Annotated in this window: 13 protein-coding genes; 4 read left to right on the top strand and 9 right to left on the bottom strand. The window is 62.9% G+C overall.

Annotation, left to right across the window (positions count from 1 at the left end; translation table 11 throughout):
* Positions 1-19: 19 nt before the first annotated feature.
* The 7 genes from ACU688_RS23720 to rfbB are packed head-to-tail and all read right to left on the bottom strand — an operon-like array spanning position 20 to position 7,052.
* Entirely contained in the window at positions 20-475 is a 456-nt protein-coding gene (locus ACU688_RS23720) for a YiiD C-terminal domain-containing protein (protein ID WP_448186597.1), read from the bottom strand.
* Positions 472-1,848, bottom strand: a complete 1,377-nt coding sequence (locus ACU688_RS23715; RefSeq protein ID WP_448186596.1) for a sigma-54-dependent transcriptional regulator — start codon at positions 1,846-1,848, stop codon at positions 472-474. The genes ACU688_RS23720 and ACU688_RS23715 overlap by 4 nt, the downstream gene beginning before the upstream one ends.
* Positions 1,845-3,653 (bottom strand): sensor histidine kinase, encoded by a 1,809-nt coding sequence (locus tag ACU688_RS23710; RefSeq protein ID WP_448186595.1) that lies wholly within the window; start codon positions 3,651-3,653, stop codon positions 1,845-1,847. Before ACU688_RS23710 ends, ACU688_RS23715 begins: the two co-directional genes overlap by 4 nt.
* 36 nt (positions 3,654-3,689) lie before the next feature.
* The gene (gene rfbD, locus ACU688_RS23705) at positions 3,690-4,559 is read right to left on the bottom strand and encodes a dTDP-4-dehydrorhamnose reductase (RefSeq protein ID WP_448186594.1); all 870 of its coding nucleotides are present in this window, start codon (positions 4,557-4,559) and stop codon (positions 3,690-3,692) included.
* Positions 4,556-5,101 carry a dTDP-4-dehydrorhamnose 3,5-epimerase gene (gene rfbC / locus ACU688_RS23700; protein ID WP_448186593.1) on the bottom strand — a complete coding sequence of 182 codons (546 nt, stop codon included), beginning with the start codon at positions 5,099-5,101 and terminating at the stop codon, positions 4,556-4,558. Before rfbC ends, rfbD begins: the two co-directional genes overlap by 4 nt.
* A complete protein-coding gene (rfbA, locus tag ACU688_RS23695; RefSeq protein ID WP_448186592.1) occupies positions 5,098-5,973 on the bottom strand; it encodes a glucose-1-phosphate thymidylyltransferase RfbA in 876 nt (291 codons plus the stop codon). Before rfbA ends, rfbC begins: the two co-directional genes overlap by 4 nt.
* Complete coding sequence (gene rfbB / locus ACU688_RS23690) at positions 5,970-7,052, bottom strand: dTDP-glucose 4,6-dehydratase (protein WP_448186591.1); 1,083 nt, start codon at positions 7,050-7,052, stop codon at positions 5,970-5,972. Before rfbB ends, rfbA begins: the two co-directional genes overlap by 4 nt.
* A gap of 150 nt (positions 7,053-7,202) precedes the next feature.
* On the opposite strand from rfbB, the gene ACU688_RS23685 reads away from it, so the two are divergent.
* The 3 genes from ACU688_RS23685 to ACU688_RS23675 all read left to right on the top strand — a co-directional run bounded on the left by ACU688_RS23685 (position 7,203) and on the right by ACU688_RS23675 (position 11,779).
* Positions 7,203-10,103 (top strand): aminotransferase, encoded by a 2,901-nt coding sequence (locus ACU688_RS23685; protein WP_448186590.1) that lies wholly within the window; start codon positions 7,203-7,205, stop codon positions 10,101-10,103.
* A 122-nt stretch (positions 10,104-10,225) separates the two neighbouring features.
* A complete protein-coding gene (gene aguA / locus ACU688_RS23680; protein ID WP_448186589.1) occupies positions 10,226-11,332 on the top strand; it encodes an agmatine deiminase in 1,107 nt (368 codons plus the stop codon).
* Between the two features lie 234 nt (positions 11,333-11,566).
* Positions 11,567-11,779 (top strand): hypothetical protein, encoded by a 213-nt coding sequence (locus tag ACU688_RS23675; protein ID WP_017737582.1) that lies wholly within the window; start codon positions 11,567-11,569, stop codon positions 11,777-11,779.
* Between the two features lie 125 nt (positions 11,780-11,904).
* Here the strand turns inward: ACU688_RS23675 and ACU688_RS23670 are convergent, their stop codons facing one another.
* Positions 11,905-13,974 carry a TonB-dependent receptor gene (locus tag ACU688_RS23670; RefSeq protein WP_448186588.1) on the bottom strand — a complete coding sequence of 690 codons (2,070 nt, stop codon included), beginning with the start codon at positions 13,972-13,974 and terminating at the stop codon, positions 11,905-11,907.
* Positions 13,975-14,383: 409 nt separating this feature from the next.
* Here ACU688_RS23670 and ACU688_RS23665 point away from each other — a divergent pair, with 409 nt between their 5' ends.
* A complete protein-coding gene (locus tag ACU688_RS23665; protein WP_026136539.1) occupies positions 14,384-15,679 on the top strand; it encodes an OprD family porin in 1,296 nt (431 codons plus the stop codon).
* Positions 15,680-15,752: 73 nt separating this feature from the next.
* On the opposite strand, the gene ACU688_RS23660 is transcribed toward ACU688_RS23665, so the two are convergent.
* Positions 15,753-17,882 (bottom strand): M48 family metallopeptidase, encoded by a 2,130-nt coding sequence (locus ACU688_RS23660; protein WP_448186587.1) that lies wholly within the window; start codon positions 17,880-17,882, stop codon positions 15,753-15,755.
* Between the last annotated feature and the right edge of the window lie 50 nt (positions 17,883-17,932).

Here is a 17,932-nt window from a genome sequence, read left to right as displayed (position 1 = left end):
TAGTTTTGTGTGAAGGCTTTCAGCGGTGCAGGACGTACTGGCCAGTGAAGGTCACTGCGCGGTCTTCGCTGCCCTCATTCACAATCCACGTCTCCAGCGTCAACCTTGCGCGACCATAGCGCTTGTACGTCGCCACAAACCGCTTCCACACCTTGTCTTCCGGCGCCTGACACACCACCGTCGCATCCCGCGTGACGGGCAACGGATAACTGATCTGCCCCTCTTGAATCACAATATGCCCGTCTTCAATCCCTTCCTCACGCAACTGCAAATGCAGCCAGCCCCAACCCGCCAGCACCGCGCCGCAATACAGGCTGCCGCCAAACATGGTGCTCTTGTGGTTGATATTGGCCTGCAACGGCAGGTGCAGTTCCAGCCGCCCGTGTTGCCAGTCGCGCACTTTGAGGCCCATCTCCCGGGTCAGGGGGATGTCGTGGTGCAGCACCGATTCCAGGTAATCGCTGGCGTGGGTCATTCGTCGTCACCGCTTTGGTTGGCGAAGTTCAGGCCGTGCTTGCGCAGTTTGTCGTGCAAGGTCTTGCGCGGCACGCCCAAGGCTTCGGCGAGGCTGCGCATGGAGCCGTGGGGGCGGGTCAGTTCGGCGGCGATCAGGCTTTTTTCGAACTGCTCGACCTGCTCGCTCAAGCCGCCCGACGTGGAGGTCAAAACACTGGCGAAGGGATTGTCCGGCGTAGCGTCCAGCGCCAATTCCAGCCCGAGGGCGAAGCGTTCGGCGGCGTTCTGCAACTCACGCACATTGCCCGGCCAGCTGTGGCGCAGCAGCAGCGCGCGCTGGCCCGGTTGCAGTTCGTGCAGTGTCAGGCCGTGGCGGCTGCTGGCTTCATCGGCGAAGTGCTGGAACAGCATCAACGCGTCTTCACCGCGCTCACGCAGGGGCGGGATGCGCAGCGAGGCAACGTTGAGGCGGTAATACAAGTCGGCGCGAAAGCGGCCCTGGTCGGCCGACTGGCGCAAGTCTTCCTTGGTGGCGGCGATGATGCGGATATCCAGCGGGATCAGCTGATTACCGCCCAGGCGTTCTACCACGCGCTCTTGCAGGAGGCGCAGCAGCTTGACCTGCACATCCAGGCTCATGCTTTCGATTTCATCGAGGAACAGCGTGCCGCCGTTGGCGAATTCGAACTTGCCGATGCGACGTTTCTGCGCGCCGGTAAACGCGCCGGGCTCGTGGCCGAACAGCTCACTTTCCACCACTGATTCGGCGAGGGCGCCAGCGTTGATCGCCACGAACGGTCCGCTGCGCCGGCTGGACAGATCGTGCAACGCCCGCGCGACCACTTCTTTGCCGGCGCCGGTCTCGCCGAGGATCAGCACATCGGCCTTGGTCGCCGCCAGGGCGCCGATCTGCTCGCGCAGGCGCAGCATTTGCGGCGAGTGGCCCACCAGGCGCGTGCTCAGTTGCTGGCGGTCGCTGAGGGCCAGGCGCAGGCTGCGGTTGTCCAGCACCAGGCGGCGCAGGGCCAGGGCGCGGCGCACGCTGTCGAGCAGGGCGTCGCTGGCGAAGGGTTTTTCCAGGAAATCATAGGCACCAGCGCGCATGGCCTGCACCGCCAGCGGCACGTCGCCATGGCCGGTGATCAGCAACACCGGCAGGTCCGGGTCCTGGCCGTGCAGTTCGGCGAGCAGCTCCAGGCCGTCCATGCCGGGCATGCGGATGTCGCTGACCACCACCCCCGGCCAATCCCGCGACAGGCGCGCGGTGAGGCCGCTGGCTTCGCCCAGGGGCAGGACTTTCAGCCCGGCCAGGTCCAGGGTCTGGCACAGGGCCTGACGCAGGTGTGGATCGTCGTCGATCAACACCACCTGAATCCCGTTGTCGATACTCATACGCTGCGGTCCTCGGACGGTTGCAGACTGACGCCCGGCGAGCCGGCACGCAATTTCAGGGTTAACAGCGCGCCGCCTTCCTTGTGGTTGGCGAACAACAGTTCGCCGCCAAAGGCACGCATCAAGGTGTCGCAGATCGCCAGGCCGAGGCCAAGGCCCTGGGTGCGCGTCTTGGTGGTGTAGAACGGCTCGCTGGCGCGGCCCAGGGCTTCCATGCAAAAGCCCGGGCCGTTGTCGCGAATGTACAGGTTGACGCCCTGTTCGGTGGTTTCGGCACTCAACCAGAGTTTGCGCGGCGGGCCTTTTTCGGTGAGGGCGTCGAGGGCGTTGGCCAGCAGGTTGCCGAGCACCTGGCGCAGACGGGTTTCGCCGGCCTGCACCCACAGCGTTGCCTCGGGCATGTCGCGGATCAGTTCGACTTCCATCGAGCGCCGTCGCTTGGCCAGCAAGGCCAGCGCGTCGTCCAGCGCCGGTTGCAGGCCGACGCTTTCCGGCGCATGCCGGTCGCGGCGAGCAAAGGCGCGCAGGTGGGCGATGATCGAGGCCATGCGCCCGGTCAGTTCGCTGATCAGCTTGAGGTTGCCGCGCGCATCGTCGGTGCGCTGGTGGTCGAGGAGGATCTCGGCGTTTTCCGCATAGCTGCGGATTGCCGCCAACGGCTGGTTGAGCTCGTGGCTGATACTCGCCGACATGGTGCCCAGCGCCGACAGCTTGCCCGCTTGTACCAGGTCATCCTGGGCGCGCACCAGTTCCTGCTGCGCCTGTTCGCGTTCCAGCACTTCCTGTTTCAGGCGCCGGTTCAGGCCTTCGAGGTCGCTGGTCCGCTCGATCACCCGCGCTTCCAACTCGCGGCGCGCCTTGGCTTCGAAGGCGATGCGCTCCAGGTAGTGGCGGCGGCGCTGCATCATCAATCCGAGCAACAGCATCAGCACCAGCAACGTCGCGCCGCCGACGGCGACTACGGTGCGCACCGGGCGGTTGATCAAGGATTGCGGCGCGAGGATTTCCACGTTCCAGCCGGTCTCGGCAATCGCCGTGGATTGGCGTAGCCAGGCCGTGGAGCTGAGGGTCAGCGGCTGCGGATCGCGGGTCGGGTAAGGCTGGATGGCGATGATCGCCTGGCGCTCTTCGGCGGTCAGCGGGCGGGTCGCACGGAAGCGCCATTGCGGGCGTGAGGTGAGGATTACCACGCCGTTGTGGTCGGTCACCAGCAGTTGTTCCGGGGTGTTGCCCCACAGGCTTTCGGTGTGGTCCAGGTCGACCTTGACCACCAGCACGCCAATGATGTTGTCGCCATCGCGCACGGCGGCGGCGAAGAAGTAGCCGCGCTTGGCCGAGGTGGTGCCCAGGCCGAAAAACCGCCCCAGGCGCCCGGCCATGGCTTCGCTGAAATACGGCCGGAAGGAAAAATTACGCCCGACAAAACTGTCCTGTTTATCCCAGTTCGACGCGGCCAGGGTCTTGCCGTGGGTGTCCATCAGGTACATCACCTCCACCCCGGCCTGGGCGGCGACGTCCTTGAGCAACTGGTTGGCGTTGGTCAGGTTGGTGCTCACCTGCGGCGCGTCCAGCGCCGTGCGCAGGGCCGGCAGGTCGCCGAGGATCTGCGGCAGCACCTCGAAGCGGTGCAGGGTGCCGAGCAGGTTGGCGACGTACAGGTCGAGGGTCTGGCGGTTCTGCCCGGCCAGTTCGTTGCGGTAATAACGCTCGGCCAGATGCTCCAGCGGCCATAGCAGCGGCGCCAGGCACAACGCCAACAGGGCGAGGCTGCGCCAGCGGGGTCTTCGCGGGAGGGTTGGAGTCATGGGAGTCGGGCGCCTGTGGGTACAGGCGCATTATGCCTAGTGCTGCGCGGCAAGACACTCGCGCAATGCGTCCTGCCAGCGGGGTTGGCTGACGTGCCACTGCTGTTGCAGGCGGCTGCAATCGAGGCGCGAGTTCAGCGGGCGCTGGGCGGGTGTGGGGTAGGCGCTGGAGGGGATCGCCTCCAGTTCGGCGCAGGCCTTGCCCTCGGCGCGCAGCTGTTGGGCGATGGCTTGGGCGAAGCCGAACCATGAGGTTTCGCCCTGGGCGGTCAGGTGATAGACGCCCCATTCACCGGCTGCGCTGGCCTGCCAGCGCTCGATCAGGGCGCGGGTGCTATTGGCGATGCTGCCCGCCCAGGTCGGCGCGCCGATCTGGTCGGCGACGATGCGCATCTGCGGCTTCTCTTGCAGCAGGCGTTGCATGGTCAGCAGGAAATTCTTGCCGTGGTTGGAATACACCCAACTGGTGCGCAGGATCAGGTACTCGCCGCCCACCGCCGCAATCGCCTGCTCGCCGGCCAGCTTGCTTTGGCCGTAGACGCTCAGTGGGTTCGGTGTGTCGCTTTCGGTGTAGGGCGCCGATTTGCGGCCATCGAACACATAGTCGGTGGAGTAGTGGATCAACGGCACGCCCAGGGCCTTGGCTTCTTCGGCAAGGATGCCGGGCGCGATGGCGTTGATCGCGAACGCGGCGTCCGGCTCGCTTTCGGCCAGGTCTACGGCGGTGTGGGCGGCGGCGTTGATGATCAGGCCGGGGCGGTGGGCGCGGACTTGCTGGCGGATGTGCTCGGGGTTGGCCAGGTCCAATTGGTCGCGGCCGAGCACGATGAGTTCGCCCAAACCCTGGAGTCGCTGTTGCAGTGCCTGGGAGACTTGGCCGTGTTGGCCTGTGATCAGAATCTTCATGGGAAAAGATCGGCTTCCATCAACAATTTTCCCGCCTGGTCCTTGGCCGACAGTTGCGGCACTTCGCGCAACTCCCAGTCGATGGCCAGCGTCGGGTCATTCCACAGGATGCTACGCTCGGCACTCGGCTGGTAATAGTCGGTGGTCTTGTACAGGAACTCGGCGAAATCGCTGAGCACCACAAAACCATGGGCGAAGCCTTCCGGCACCCACAGTTGGCGGTGGTTCTGCGCCGACAGCCGCACGCCGACCCATTGGCCGAAGTTCGGCGAGCTGCGGCGGATGTCCACGGCCACGTCCAGCACCTCGCCGGCGGTGACGCGTACCAGTTTTCCCTGGGTGTGTTCGAGCTGATAGTGCAGGCCGCGCAGCACGCCTTTTTGCGAGCGTGAGTGGTTGTCCTGCACAAAGTCACGCTGCAACCCGGTGGCCTCGGCAAAGGCCCTGGCGTTGAAGCTTTCGTAGAAAAAACCGCGCTCGTCACCGAACACCTTGGGCTCAAGGATCAGCACGCCGGGCAGTGCGGTGTCGACCACGTTCACTGGTTGTCTCCCGCCAGCGAATAGAGGTACTGGCCGTAGCTGGTTTTGCCGAAATACTTGGCGCGTTCGAGCAAGTGTTCGCGGTCGATCCAGCCGCTGGCGTAGGCGATTTCTTCGAGGCACGCGACCTTCAAACCCTGGCGGCGCTCGATGGTCTGCACGTACTGCGAGGCGTCCAGCAGGCTGTCGTGGGTGCCGGTGTCGAGCCAGGCGAAGCCACGGCCGAAGCGTTCCACCTGCAAGTCGCCGCGACGCAGGTAGGCGTTGTTGACGTCGGTGATTTCCAGCTCGCCCCGGGCCGATGGCTTGACCGCCTTGGCGATCTCGATCACGTCGTTGTCGTAGAAATACAGGCCGGTCACCGCATAGCTGGACTTGGGCACCGCCGGTTTTTCCTCGATGGACAGGGCGCGGCCTTCGCTGTCGAAGTCGATCACACCGAAGCGTTCCGGGTCTTTGACCCAGTAGCCGAACACCGTGGCGCCTTTGCCGCGCTGTACCGCTGCGTGTAACTGCGCGCTGAAGCTTTGGCCGTGGAAGATGTTATCGCCGAGGATCAGGCACACCGGGTCGCTGCCAATGAACTGCTCGCCAATCAGGAAGGCTTGCGCCAGGCCGTCCGGCGACGGTTGTTCGGCGTAGCTGAACGTGACGCCGAACTGGCTGCCGTCGCCCAGCAGGTTGCGGTACTGCGGCAGGTCGGCCGGGGTGGAGATCACCAGGATGTCCTTGATGCCGGCCAGCATCAGCACCGAGATCGGGTAGTAGATCATCGGTTTGTCATACACCGGCAACAGCTGTTTGGACACACCCAGGGTGATGGGGTGCAGACGCGTGCCGGAGCCACCGGCCAGTACGATTCCTTTCATCATGCGATCAGATCCTTCATGTCGGTGTTGCCCAATCGTTGACCCTGATAACTGCCGTCCTGGACCCTGCGGCACCATTCCAGGTTATCGAGGTACCACTGCACGGTTTTGCGTAGACCGGTTTCAAAGGTTTCCTGCGGCACCCAGCCCAGTTCGCGCTGGATCTTGCCTGCATCGATGGCGTAGCGCTGATCGTGGCCGGGGCGGTCTTTGACGAAGGTGATCAGGTCGGCGTAGTGCGTCACGCCGGGCGGATGCTGCGGCGCCAGTTCTTCCAGCAGCGCGCAGATACTGCGCACCACGTCGATGTTCTTTTGCTCGTTGTGGCCGCCGATGTTGTAGGTCTCGCCCACCACGCCTTGCGTCACCACCTTGAGCAGCACCCGTGCGTGGTCTTCGACAAACAGCCAGTCGCGCACCTGCAAACCATCACCATAGACCGGCAACGGCTTGCCCGCGAGGGCGTTGAGGATCACCAGCGGGATGAGTTTTTCCGGGAAATGGTACGGCCCGTAGTTGTTTGAACAGTTGGTCAGCAGCACCGGCAGGCCGTAGGTGCGCTGCCAGGCGCGCACCAGGTGGTCGGACGCTGCCTTGCTCGCGGAGTAGGGCGAGCTGGGGGCGTAGGGCGTGGTTTCGGTGAAGAGGTCGTCCACGCCGTGCAGGTCGCCGTACACCTCGTCGGTGGAGATGTGGTGGAAGCGGAATGTGCTTTTTGCCGCTGGAGCGAGGGTCTGCCAGTAACCCCGGGCGGCCTCCAGCAAGCTGTAGGTGCCGACGATATTGGTCTGGATAAAATCCGACGGGCCGTCGATGGAGCGGTCCACGTGGGACTCGGCCGCCAGGTGCATGATCGCCTGCGGCTCGAAGCGCGCGAGCACGGCGCTGACGGTGGCCTGGTCAATGATGTCGGCCTGGACGAACTCGTAGCGGCTGTTGGACGCGATGGACGTCAGCGATTCCAGGTTGCCGGCGTAGGTGAGTTTGTCGAGGTTGAGCACTTCATGCTCGGTGTGCTGGATCAGGTGACGCACCAGAGCAGAACCGATAAAACCGGCGCCACCGGTAATAAGAATGCGCATGTCGGGGCCCTTTTCCTTTTGACGGACATTTAGCGAATGGAGCATAGCCTGTGTTACTGCGCGGGGTGGGGCAGGATGTGTCAGGGGGTTGCACAAGCCCCCTGAACAATGGCGAACTAAGCACCTGATAAAAATACCGAGGTTGCCCCGATGCTGCTCGCCACGCTGATTCACCGCGCCAGTCTACCCTGCCCGCAAGTGGGCCCCGAGCAGGCAGCGCAATTGTTGGGGCAGCATTATGGCCTGGCTGGCACCTTGCAATCATTGGGCAGCCAGCAAGACCTCAATTACAAGGTGGACAGCCCTCGCGGCCGATTTGTTCTGAAAATCTGCCGGGGCGACTACGCAGCCGTGGAGCTGCAGGCCCAGCACGCTGCGCTCAATAGCCTGCAAGGCGTGCGCGTGCCCAACGTGATCAAGGCGCTGAACGGCGAAGAACTGCTGACCGTCACCCTCGACGGGCAAACCCTGCACCTGCGCGTGCTTGATTACATCGACGGCCAGCCGCTGACCCATCTGCCGCACCTGGGGCGCAGGGTGATCGCAGGCTTTGGTGAACTGTGCGGGCGCATGAGCCTGGCCCTGGCGGAGTTCGCCCATCCGGGCCTGGAGCGCACGTTGCAGTGGGACCCACGCCACGCGCGGGAGCTGATCGCGCACTTGCTGGCGACCTTGCCAGAGCTGCCGCACCGCGCCGCGCTGGAACAGGTCGCCGCGCAGGTTGAAGCGCGCATCCATCCGCTGGCGGAGCAATTGCCGTGGCAAGCCGTGCACATGGACATCACCGATGACAATGTCGTGTGGCAGCGCGATGCCGCGCGGCAGTGGCAGGTCGAGGGCGTGATTTATTTCGGCGACCTGGTGCACACCTGGCGTATTGCCGACCTGTCGGTGACCTGCGCGGCGTTGCTGCATCACGCCGAGGGCGATCCCTTTGCGATCTTGCCGGCGATCCAGGCGTGCCACGCGGTGACGCCGTTGCAGCGCGCCGAGCTACAGGTGCTGTGGCCGCTGATCGTGGCGCGTGCGGCGGTGTTGGTGTTGAGCAGCGAGCAACAGCAGGGTCTGGACCCGGATAACACTTACCTGCTGAAAAACGCCGAGCACGAGTGGGAGATCTTCCACGTGGCCACGTCGGTGCCGTTCGAGTTGATGGAAGCGGCGATTCTGCGCAGCGTCGGCGAAGACCTGCCGGCGGTGGCCAGCGCGGATTTCGCGCCGTTGTTGCCGGGGCTGGTGGGGCGCGAATTTGCCTTGATCGACCTCGGCGTACTCAGCCCGCATTTCGAGGCGGGCAACTGGGAGCAACCGGGGATTGATCGCCGTTTTCTGGATGAAGCGGCGGCGGTGCATGGGCTGGCGGCCAGCCGTTATGGCCAGTATCGGCTGTCGCAGACCTGCCCGGACAGTGCCGTTGAACCGGCGACGTTCCCGCTGCATGTCGAGCTGCATATGCCCCACGGCACGCTGTTGGAAGTGCCGTTCGCCGGGACGTTGCAGCACGGCGCGGACGGCCTGCTCAGTGTGCAGGGCGTGGCGATGAGCCTGCGCTTGTGGGGCGTGAACACCGTGTTGAACGCTGGCGCGCTGCTGGTCGAGGGCCAAGTGCTGGGTGAGGTGCATGGGCCGTTGACCGTGCAACTGTGCCGCGCCGAGGTGGAACCGCCGCTGTTCTGCACGCCGTCGCGGGCGCAGGCGTGGCAAGCCTTGTGCCCATCGCCCGCGACTTTGCTGGGGCTGGCCTGCGACGCCGAACCGGAGCTGGACCCGGAGGCCCTGCTGGCGCGCCGCGATGCCAGCTTTGCCCGCTCGCAAAAACACTATTACGTCGACCCGCCGCGCATTGAGCGCGGCTGGCGCAACCACTTGATCGACATGCAGGGCCGTTCCTACCTGGACATGCTCAACAACGTCGCGGTGCTCGGCCACGGTCACCCGCGCATGGCGGCGGTGGCGGCGCGGCAGTGGTCGCTTCTCAATACCAACTCGCGTTTCCACTACGCGGCAATTGCGGAATTTTCCGAGCGTTTGCTGGCGCTGGCGCCGAAAGGCATGGACCGGGTGTTCCTGGTCAACAGCGGTACCGAAGCCAATGACCTGGCGATCCGCCTGGCCTGGGCCTACAGCGGCGGGCGCGACATGCTCAGCGTGCTGGAGGCGTATCACGGCTGGTCGGTGGCGGCGGATGCGGTATCCACCTCGATTGCCGACAACCCCCAGGCGTTGAGCAGCCGCCCGGACTGGGTGCACCCGGTGACCGCGCCGAATACCTATCGCGGCGAGTTCCGTGGGCCGGACAGTGCGCCGGATTACGTACGAAGCGTGGAACACAACCTGGCGAAAATCGCCGCGAGCAAACGCCAACTGGCGGGTTTCATCTGCGAACCGGTGTACGGCAATGCCGGGGGCATCTCGTTGCCGGCCGGCTATTTGCAGCAGGTGTACGGGCTGGTGCGCGCCCGGGGCGGCGTGTGCATCGCCGACGAGGTGCAGGTCGGTTACGGGCGCATGGGCCACTTCTTCTGGGGCTTTGAAGAACAGGGCGTGGTGCCGGACATCATCACCATGGCCAAGGGCATGGGCAACGGCCAGCCGCTGGGCGCGGTGATTACCCGTCGCGACATCGCCGAGGCACTGGAGGCCGAGGGGTATTTCTTCTCGTCGTCGGGGGGCAGCCCGGTCAGTTGCCGCATCGGCATGGCGGTGCTGGACGTGATGGCCGAAGAAAAGCTGTGGGAAAACGCCCAGGTGGTTGGCGGGCATTTCAAGGCGCGGTTGGAAGAACTGATCGACCTGCATCCATTGGTCGGCGCGGTCCATGGTTCCGGCTTCTATCTGGGCCTGGAGTTGGTCCGCGACCGTCAGACCCTGGAGCCGGCCAGCGAAGAAACCGCGCTGCTGTGTGATCGCCTGCGCGAGCTGGGCATTTTCATGCAGCCGACGGGGGATTATCTGAACATCTTCAAGATCAAGCCGCCGATGGTTACCTCTAAACGCAGTGTGGATTTCTTCGTCGACATGCTGTCGAAGGTGCTCGGCGAGCAATTATAATTAATCGATTCTTATCGGCTATTTAATGTCATATTTATCGCCGATGATCCTTGAGCGCTTTTAACGCCGATTTTTATCCGTTATAAAGTCGGCCTTTACCCCCATTCGGAGTCTTGATCGCCATGACCACCCTGCACAGCACCCCCCGCGCCGATGGCTTTCATATGCCTGCCGAATGGGCGCCACAAACCCAAACCTGGATGATCTGGCCCGAGCGCCCGGACAACTGGCGCCTGGGCGGCAAGCCGGCGCAGGCGGCGCATGTGTCGGTGGCCAAGGCTATTGCGCGTTTCGAACCGGTGACCGTGGCGGTGTCTGCGGGCCAGTACGAAAATGCGCGTGCGCGCCTGGATGTGCCGAATATCCGCGTGGTGGAGATGTCCAGCGACGACGCCTGGGTGCGCGACACCGGTCCGACCTTCGTGATCAACGGCAGCGGCGAAGTGCGCGGCGTGAACTGGGATTTCAACGCCTGGGGCGGCTTTGACGGCGGCCTGTACGCGCCGTGGAACCGCGACTCGCAGGTGGGCGGCAAGATCCTCGAGATCGAACGCGCGCCACGCTACCGCACCGAAGGCTTCGTGCTGGAAGGCGGCTCGATCCACGTTGACGGCGAAGGTACGCTGATCACCACCGAAGAGTGCCTGCTCAACCGCAATCGCAACCCGCACCTGGACCGCGCGGCGATCGAGGCGGTGCTCAGCGCCAACCTGGCTGTGGATAAAATCATCTGGCTGCCGGACGGCCTGTTCAACGACGAAACCGACGGCCATGTGGATAACTTCTGCTGCTACGTGCGCCCCGGCGAAGTGCTGCTGGCCTGGACCGACGACGCGCAAGACCCGAACTACGCACGCTGCCACGCGGCCATGGACGTGCTGCAAAGCAGCACCGACGCCCAGGGCCGCGCGTTTACCGTGCATAAAATGCCGATCCCGGGGCCGCTGTACGCCACCGAGGAAGAATGCGCCGGTGTTGACCCGGTGGACGGTTCGCAGGAGCGTAATCCGACCGTGCGCCTGGCGGGTTCCTACGTGAATTTCCTGATCGTCAACGGCGGCATCATCGCGCCAAGCTTCGATGACCCGATGGACGGCCCGGCGAAGAAGATCCTGCAGGACCTGTTCCCGCAGCACGAAGTGGTGATGGTGCCGGGCCGTGAACTGTTACTGGGCGGCGGCAATATCCATTGCCTGACCCAACAACAGCCGGCTCCGCAGAAAAAGTGAGTGCAGTTGTAACAGCAGCATGACGGTGACCGGGTACTGAGCAGTTCCGGCAGTCATGGCAAGCCCGCGGCCCAGCAAGGTCGCGGGCTTTTTTGTGGGTAAATGCCTACAAAAACCGGGGGTTGGCATAGCTCTTGTATCGCTGTTGCAACAGTGATCGAGGTTTATGACTAAGCAGTTCTGTCATAAACCTTGAGTAAGTTAGCCGCTCAAGCAGTAGGAGAGAGCGCTGAAATGAGTCCTCAAATCAACCTGATGTACACGCGCACGTTTCACCCGATGCGGGTCAACGGCGACGCGATCCAAGCACTGGGGCTCTGGTTGAAGGAAAACGGCTCACGGAAGAGCAGGCTGCCTGATTTGCGCAGTGTGTTGAGCGAGCGGTATCCGGTGGGGCTGTTCAGTGAGGATGAAGTGCACGTGTTGTGTGACCTGCTGAAAAACTAAAGAACACTGCAATCAAAAATGTGGGAGCTGGCTTGCCTGCGATAGCGGTGTGTCAGCCCCACATCAGGTGCTGACCCACCGCTATCGCAGGCAAGCCAGCTCCCACATTGGTTCTGTGCTCGGGCTTAGAAGCTGTAGGTACCGGTTACGACCAGGCTACGCGGCTCGCCCGGCTGAATCTGCGCCACACTCGTCGCCGACGCGTAGTAGTTTTTGTCGGCAATATTGTTCAGCGCCGCGCGTACATCCCATTCTTTCTGACGGAACCCGGCCAACGCATCCCAGCGGCCGTAGCCCGGCAGCACCACGGTGTTGAGGCTGTCGGCGTAACGGTCGCCCACCAGGGTCAAGCCGGTTTCCGCGTACCAGCCCATCTCCGGTTTCCAGGTGATAAACAGGCTGCCATTGCGCTTGGCCACGTCGTTGACGCGCTTGCCTTCAAAGCCGTTGTTGTCCTTCACCACGGTGGCGTCTTGCACGCCGATCCCCCCGCGTACGTACCAGTTGCCGACGATCTTGCCGGTGGCGGTCAACTCGACGCCGCGTGAACGTTGCAGGCCGCTGAGCAGGGTGATGGTGCGGTCCAGTGGGTCGGCAGTGCGGCGGTTGTAGAGTTCCAGCTCGTACACGGCCAGGGTGGTGCTCAGGCGGTCGTCGAGCCAGTCGCTTTTGACGCCGATTTCCTTTTGCTTGGTCAGCTCGGGGCTGAGGTCGTTGGCGCCGGGGGTGGCACTCGGGGTGATGCCGATCAGGCCGCCGCCGGCTGGGGAGAACGTCTTGCTCCATGAGGCGTAGAACGAGTGGTTTTCCAGGGGCGTCCACACCAGACCGATGCGTGGGCTGGCGTTGTGGCTGTCGACGTTTTGCTGGAGGTTGTTCAGTTTGTTTTTTGTGTCGACTTCAAAGCGGTCGTAGCGCAGCCCGGCGAGGACTTGCCATTGATCGTTCAGGCGCAGTTGGTCCTGCACGTAAATGGCACGGCTTTCGACTTCGGTGTGGTTGTTGCTCGATACGCTCATGCGCCCGATGTGGCTCAGGTGGCGGTTGGGCTGGTTGAGGTCGAGGCTCGGCACGCTGTTGCCACCGTTGTAGAGCTTCGGATCGCGACGTTGGCTGCCCATTTCGACGCCGGTGAGCAGGCGATGCTCGAGGCCGAAGGTGCTGAAACTGCCTTCCAGCTCGACGTTGTTGGTGATGTTGAAGGTGCGCAGGTCCTGCTGCCAGCGCTGGCGCGTGACGCTGTTGGTTCTCGGCACGTAAGCGACTTGATACGTGTTGTCGAAATCGCTGTCGAGCTTGAACAGGCCGAGGGTCTGGCGCAGTTGCCAGTTGTCGTTGAGCTCATAGGCGAGCTTGGAGCGCAGCGACTGGGACTTGTCATCGATGTAATCGCGGCTGTCGCCGTAGGTGGTGCTGCGGCTCACATCGGCCGGGCGGCCATTGACGCCGGGGATGCCACGGTCGGGCGTGCGGTTGTAGCGGCTGTATTCGTATTGCACCAGCCAGTTCAGGTCGGGCGTGAGCTGCCAGCTCATGGACGGTGCGAACAGTTGGCGGTTGCCGCTGACGCCATGACGGAAGCTGTTGTTGTCCTGGTTGCCCATGTTCAGGCGCAGGCTGATGGTGTCGCTGGGGTCGGTGCTCAAGTCGGCGTACAGGCTGCGCAAATCATTGCTGCCGCCTTGGGCTTCGATGCTGGATTTGTGCCCGGCGGTGGGCAGTTTGCTCACGCGGTTGACGATCCCTCCCTGACCGCCTCGCCCGTAGAGTACTGCGGCCGGGCCCTTGAGCACTTCGATGCGCTCGATGTTGTGCAGGTCGCGGATGTATTGGCTGTCGTCGCGGATGCCGTCGAGGTAGAAGTCGTTGCTTGCGTCGAAACCGCGAATGCGCAAGCTGTCGAAGCGCGTGTCGGCGCCGCTGCTGACGTTGGGAATGCCGCTTAACGCCTGGCCCAGGTCATTGGTGCCGTAGGACCGCAGGCTTTCCGTTTTCACCGAGTCGATGGCCTGGGGCACATAACGCACCGGGGTGGCGGTGCGCGTGGCGGTGCTGGTTTCCTTGATGCGCGGGTCGTCTTCGTCAGCTTCGGCGCTGATCGAAGTAGTGGGCAAGGTGGTGGCAGCACAGGCAAAACCAGCGGACAGCAGAACGGAGAGCCCAAGGGTGATGGGCGTCAGGCGTGGGGCAGGCATGGGGAAATGTATCCGAATTGTTTGGGAGGAGAATTGCGCGTTAATGGTAATGCTTTGCATTAACGCTCGTTATGGATTCCCAAATGTATCGGCTTTGAAATGTGTTACAGAATGTGTTTAGAGGGTCGTTTGATCGGGGTTTTTGTCGTTTTCAGAGGCGCTGTAGGCCGTTGCTTAGAATTATTTCGCCTAAATACAGACGATTCGCGAAATTGACACATAGTTCCGGGCGCGACTAGGATTGCGCCCAACGCCTGTGGCTAACAGCCATGACTCATCCAATAAAAAAAGGCCCGCGGCAGTTTAGTCGTCCGCGGGCCTTCTTTTTTCCGGGAAAAGTCGACACCAGAAAGCAATACGGAGCCTGGTGTCATAGCGCGTACTCAACCAGTAATAAGGAATATAAGAAATGTTGAAGCAACGGATGAGTCTGATCGCTCTGGGGATTTTGAGCGCATCGACAGCAATGGCCAACGACCAGGAACAGTCCAAGGGTTTCGTTGAAGACAGCCACCTGAACATCGCGGCACGTAACGCTTACATTAGCCGTGACTACAAAAACCACAACCAGGACAAAGCTGAATGGGGCCAAGGCTTCATCGGCAAGTTCGAGTCCGGTTTCACCCAAGGCACCGTGGGTGTGGGTGTGGACGTACTGGGCCAATACGCTATCCGTCTGGACGGTGGTAAAGGTCGCAGCGGCGGCGGCGGCATCGACTTCTTCAAGCAAGGCGACAGCGGCGCTGCAGCCAACGACCTGGCCAAGGGCGGCGCAGCGGTGAAGGCGCGTATCTCCAACACCGTACTGAAATACGGCCAGCAACTGCCGAACGTACCGGTCCTGGCCTACGACAGCGGCCGTCTGCTGGCGGAAACCTACGAGGGCACCTCGATCGTTTCCAAAGAAATCGCCGGCCTGCAACTGGACGCTGGTCATTTCACCAAGCAAGGCCGTAAAAGCGCCGAAGGCAGCGACAGCGGCCACCTGAAGAGCATCGACTACGTCGGCGGTAGCTACAAGTTCACCGAAAGCCTGTCGGCCGCGCTGTACGCTTCCGATATGCAGGACGTGCTGAAGAAGCAATACGTCAACGTGAACTACGTGCTGGCCCTGCCAGAGAAGCAGTCGCTGACGTTCGACTTCAACGGCTACAAAACCAAGCTGGACAAAGATTTCGCCCAGCTGACCCAAGGCGATCAAGACGCCCGCGACAACAAAATCTGGAGCCTGGCGGCTACTTGGGCTGTTGGCGCACACAGCTTCACCGTCGCTCACCAGCGCAGCACCGGTGACACCGGCTACCTGTACAGCGGCTACCACCAGGACAACAAGAACAGCGGCATCGGCGACGGTGGCAACACCATCCTGCTGGCCAACTCCTACTGGTCTGACTTCAACGGCAAGGACGAGCGTTCCTGGCAGGTTGGCTACGGCCTGGACTTCAGCGCCTACGGCGTGCCTGGCCTGAGCTACAACGTTGCCTACGTGCGCGGTACCAACATTGACGACGGTACCAACCGCGGCAATGGCACCGAGCGCGAAATCTTCAACCAGTTCAAATACGTGGTTCAGAGCGGCCCAGCCAAAGACCTGAGCCTGCGTGCTCGTGCCTCGTGGTTGCGCGTTTCGAACAACGCCAGCAACTACAACATTGGTGGTAACGAACTGCGTCTGTTCGCTGACTACCCGATCAACGTTTTCTAAGTGATCGGCCGTAGCGCCTGATTTCAGGCGATAAAAAACCCCGACTGGTTCGGGGTTTTTTTATGCCGCGGGATCAGTCCTCGCGGTGCTGCAAAATGCTGCGGGCCAGTGCGGCGTTCTTGTAGTCGAGCATCATCGACAGCCCTTCGTAGGGCTCGATCTTTTTGCCGTCTATGCACAACTGCGCCATCAGCAGCAGCACCTGGCGTTTCTTCTTGTTGACCCGTACGCCGGGCACGCCGAATGCGGTCTTGCGTGTTTCGGGCAAAGGCGCCTCGGGTGTCAGTTGGATCGTCACCCAAATCCCCTGGACGAACTGCAAGGTGATCTCGTCGATATGCTCGATGGGCAGCGGCTGCGCCAGGTTGTTGAACACAAAATGCTCAGGCGTGAGGCGCAAGGCAGTCTGTGGCGCGCGCTTGAAGCGGCGGATGCCCAGCCACAGCAGCGCCAGGCCGATAACGCCGAGGCTTGCGCCTGCGCCGAGGGCTGAAAGAGGCGTGCCCTTCATGCGCTCCGGGGCAAGCCATGGGCGGCTCATGGCAAACAGGCCCGCCAGCACAAAGGGCAGGCCCGACACCGCCATCAACGCGCCGCGCCATGCGCCGCCTTCGTGCAATTCGCGCTCGCCTTCGGCCGAAGCCGCCAGGGTTTCCAGCAGGTGGGTCTGCGCAGATTCTTCGGATGCCGTCACCGCGATCAAGTCCTGCGTCAATTGCGCGCGCAGTGTGTGCGGCGCGCTGAAGCAGGCGTCGATTTGCGCGTTCGCGGCTTCGGCGTGCACGGCGCGGGTGGCGCTGTGCATCGCGTCTTCCAACGGCACGTGCAGGGCCTGCAAGCGCTCGCCATTGGACGGATGGGAATCGGTTGGGTGTGGCTGATGAATGTCCAGCGCCTCGGCTGGCAGGTGCAGCTCAGCGCCTTGCAGCGCGTTGAGCACGGCAGCGGGCAAGTCGCGTTCAGTGGCGTTTTCGCACAGGGTCATCAATGCGTCGTCGATAGGCGCCTGCAACACCGAGACCCGCAACAGCGCCGAAGCGGCAGCCGCATTGCCCACCAGCCGTGCGCCGGCGGCATCCGCGAGCAATTCGCGCTCGCGGCTCCAACGGTTCACCGCATGATCAAAACGCTGCATGAAAAACATGCCGAGCATGAACGACGGGCGCATCAAGCGGCCCTGGATCGGGTCGCTGGCTGCCATTGTTTCGAGCAATCCACAGAGGCTGCGGTGGACCCCGTCGTAGATCGGCAAGAAACGCAGGCTGTACGCGGTGTCGTCGCCGGCAAAGTGCGCCAGTTCATGGCCGATCACTGCGCCGATTTCTTCACGGTCCAGCAGCCCCAGGTAGAGCAACGGGATGTGCAGGGTGCGCCCGTGCAACAGTGTTTCTGCCGGCATCACCAGGGCGTCGCTCGACGTTACGTAGAAGCCTTGGGTCAGGCTCACCACGATATGCTCCGGTGGCAACGCGCCTAGCCTGGCCGCCAGCTCATCGACATGGCGCCACAGGCCCGGCGCCTGCTCAGGCGTGACGCGCTGCCCGAACATCTCCAGCGGCGTGGGCTCGAACATCGCCAGCATGGGGCGCAGTTGCTTGAGCAACAGCCAGATCGAATACAGGCAAAACGCGGCGACGACCCCGAGCATGCCCATCAGCTTTATCTCGCCGCTGCCAAGCCGGCCTACGTGCCACAACGCCAAGCCCTCGAAGGCCAGTACCAGCGCCACCGTCGCGGCCATCGCCACCACATGGCTCACCAGCACATAGGGCAGTAGGCGGCTGCCGAGGGAGAACACCTGCAACAACTTCTCCCGAGACTGCTGCGCGCGCTGGCCGGCCCAGTACGTGCCGGCCAGTGCCGCCAGGCCGATGAAGGCCGCCAGCAGGCCGAGGCCGATCACCCACGGTGCCAGTGCGCGCAAGACGCGGTTGATGCGATGGGCGGTGGGCAGCTCGGCTTCGGTTTTTTCTACCCGTGCGAGGGCCTCTTGAACGGTGATGAGCCCCTCGGGTGGGGGAATTGCAGATGGGGGTTGTCTGGCTGCTACTGCTTGCAGTGGTTGCTTGTAGTTCGCGAGGTTGAGGCGCAGTTCAACCAGCGCCGTAGCGGCGCGGTCAGCCCGCTGGAGCTCCCAGCCGCCAAGGGCGGCCAGGAGCAAGGGGAAAACAACCAGCAGGCAGATCAGCTTCAGGGCGTTCATGGGAATCCGTTCACAACGCGGGAAATTTTCCGGTTATACCGAAGAACCGC

This window comes from Pseudomonas acericola (SeqCode) (assembly GCF_053456465.1).
The sequence above is the reverse complement of the archived record's forward strand: the minus strand, read 5'-3'. Positions and strand labels throughout refer to the sequence as shown.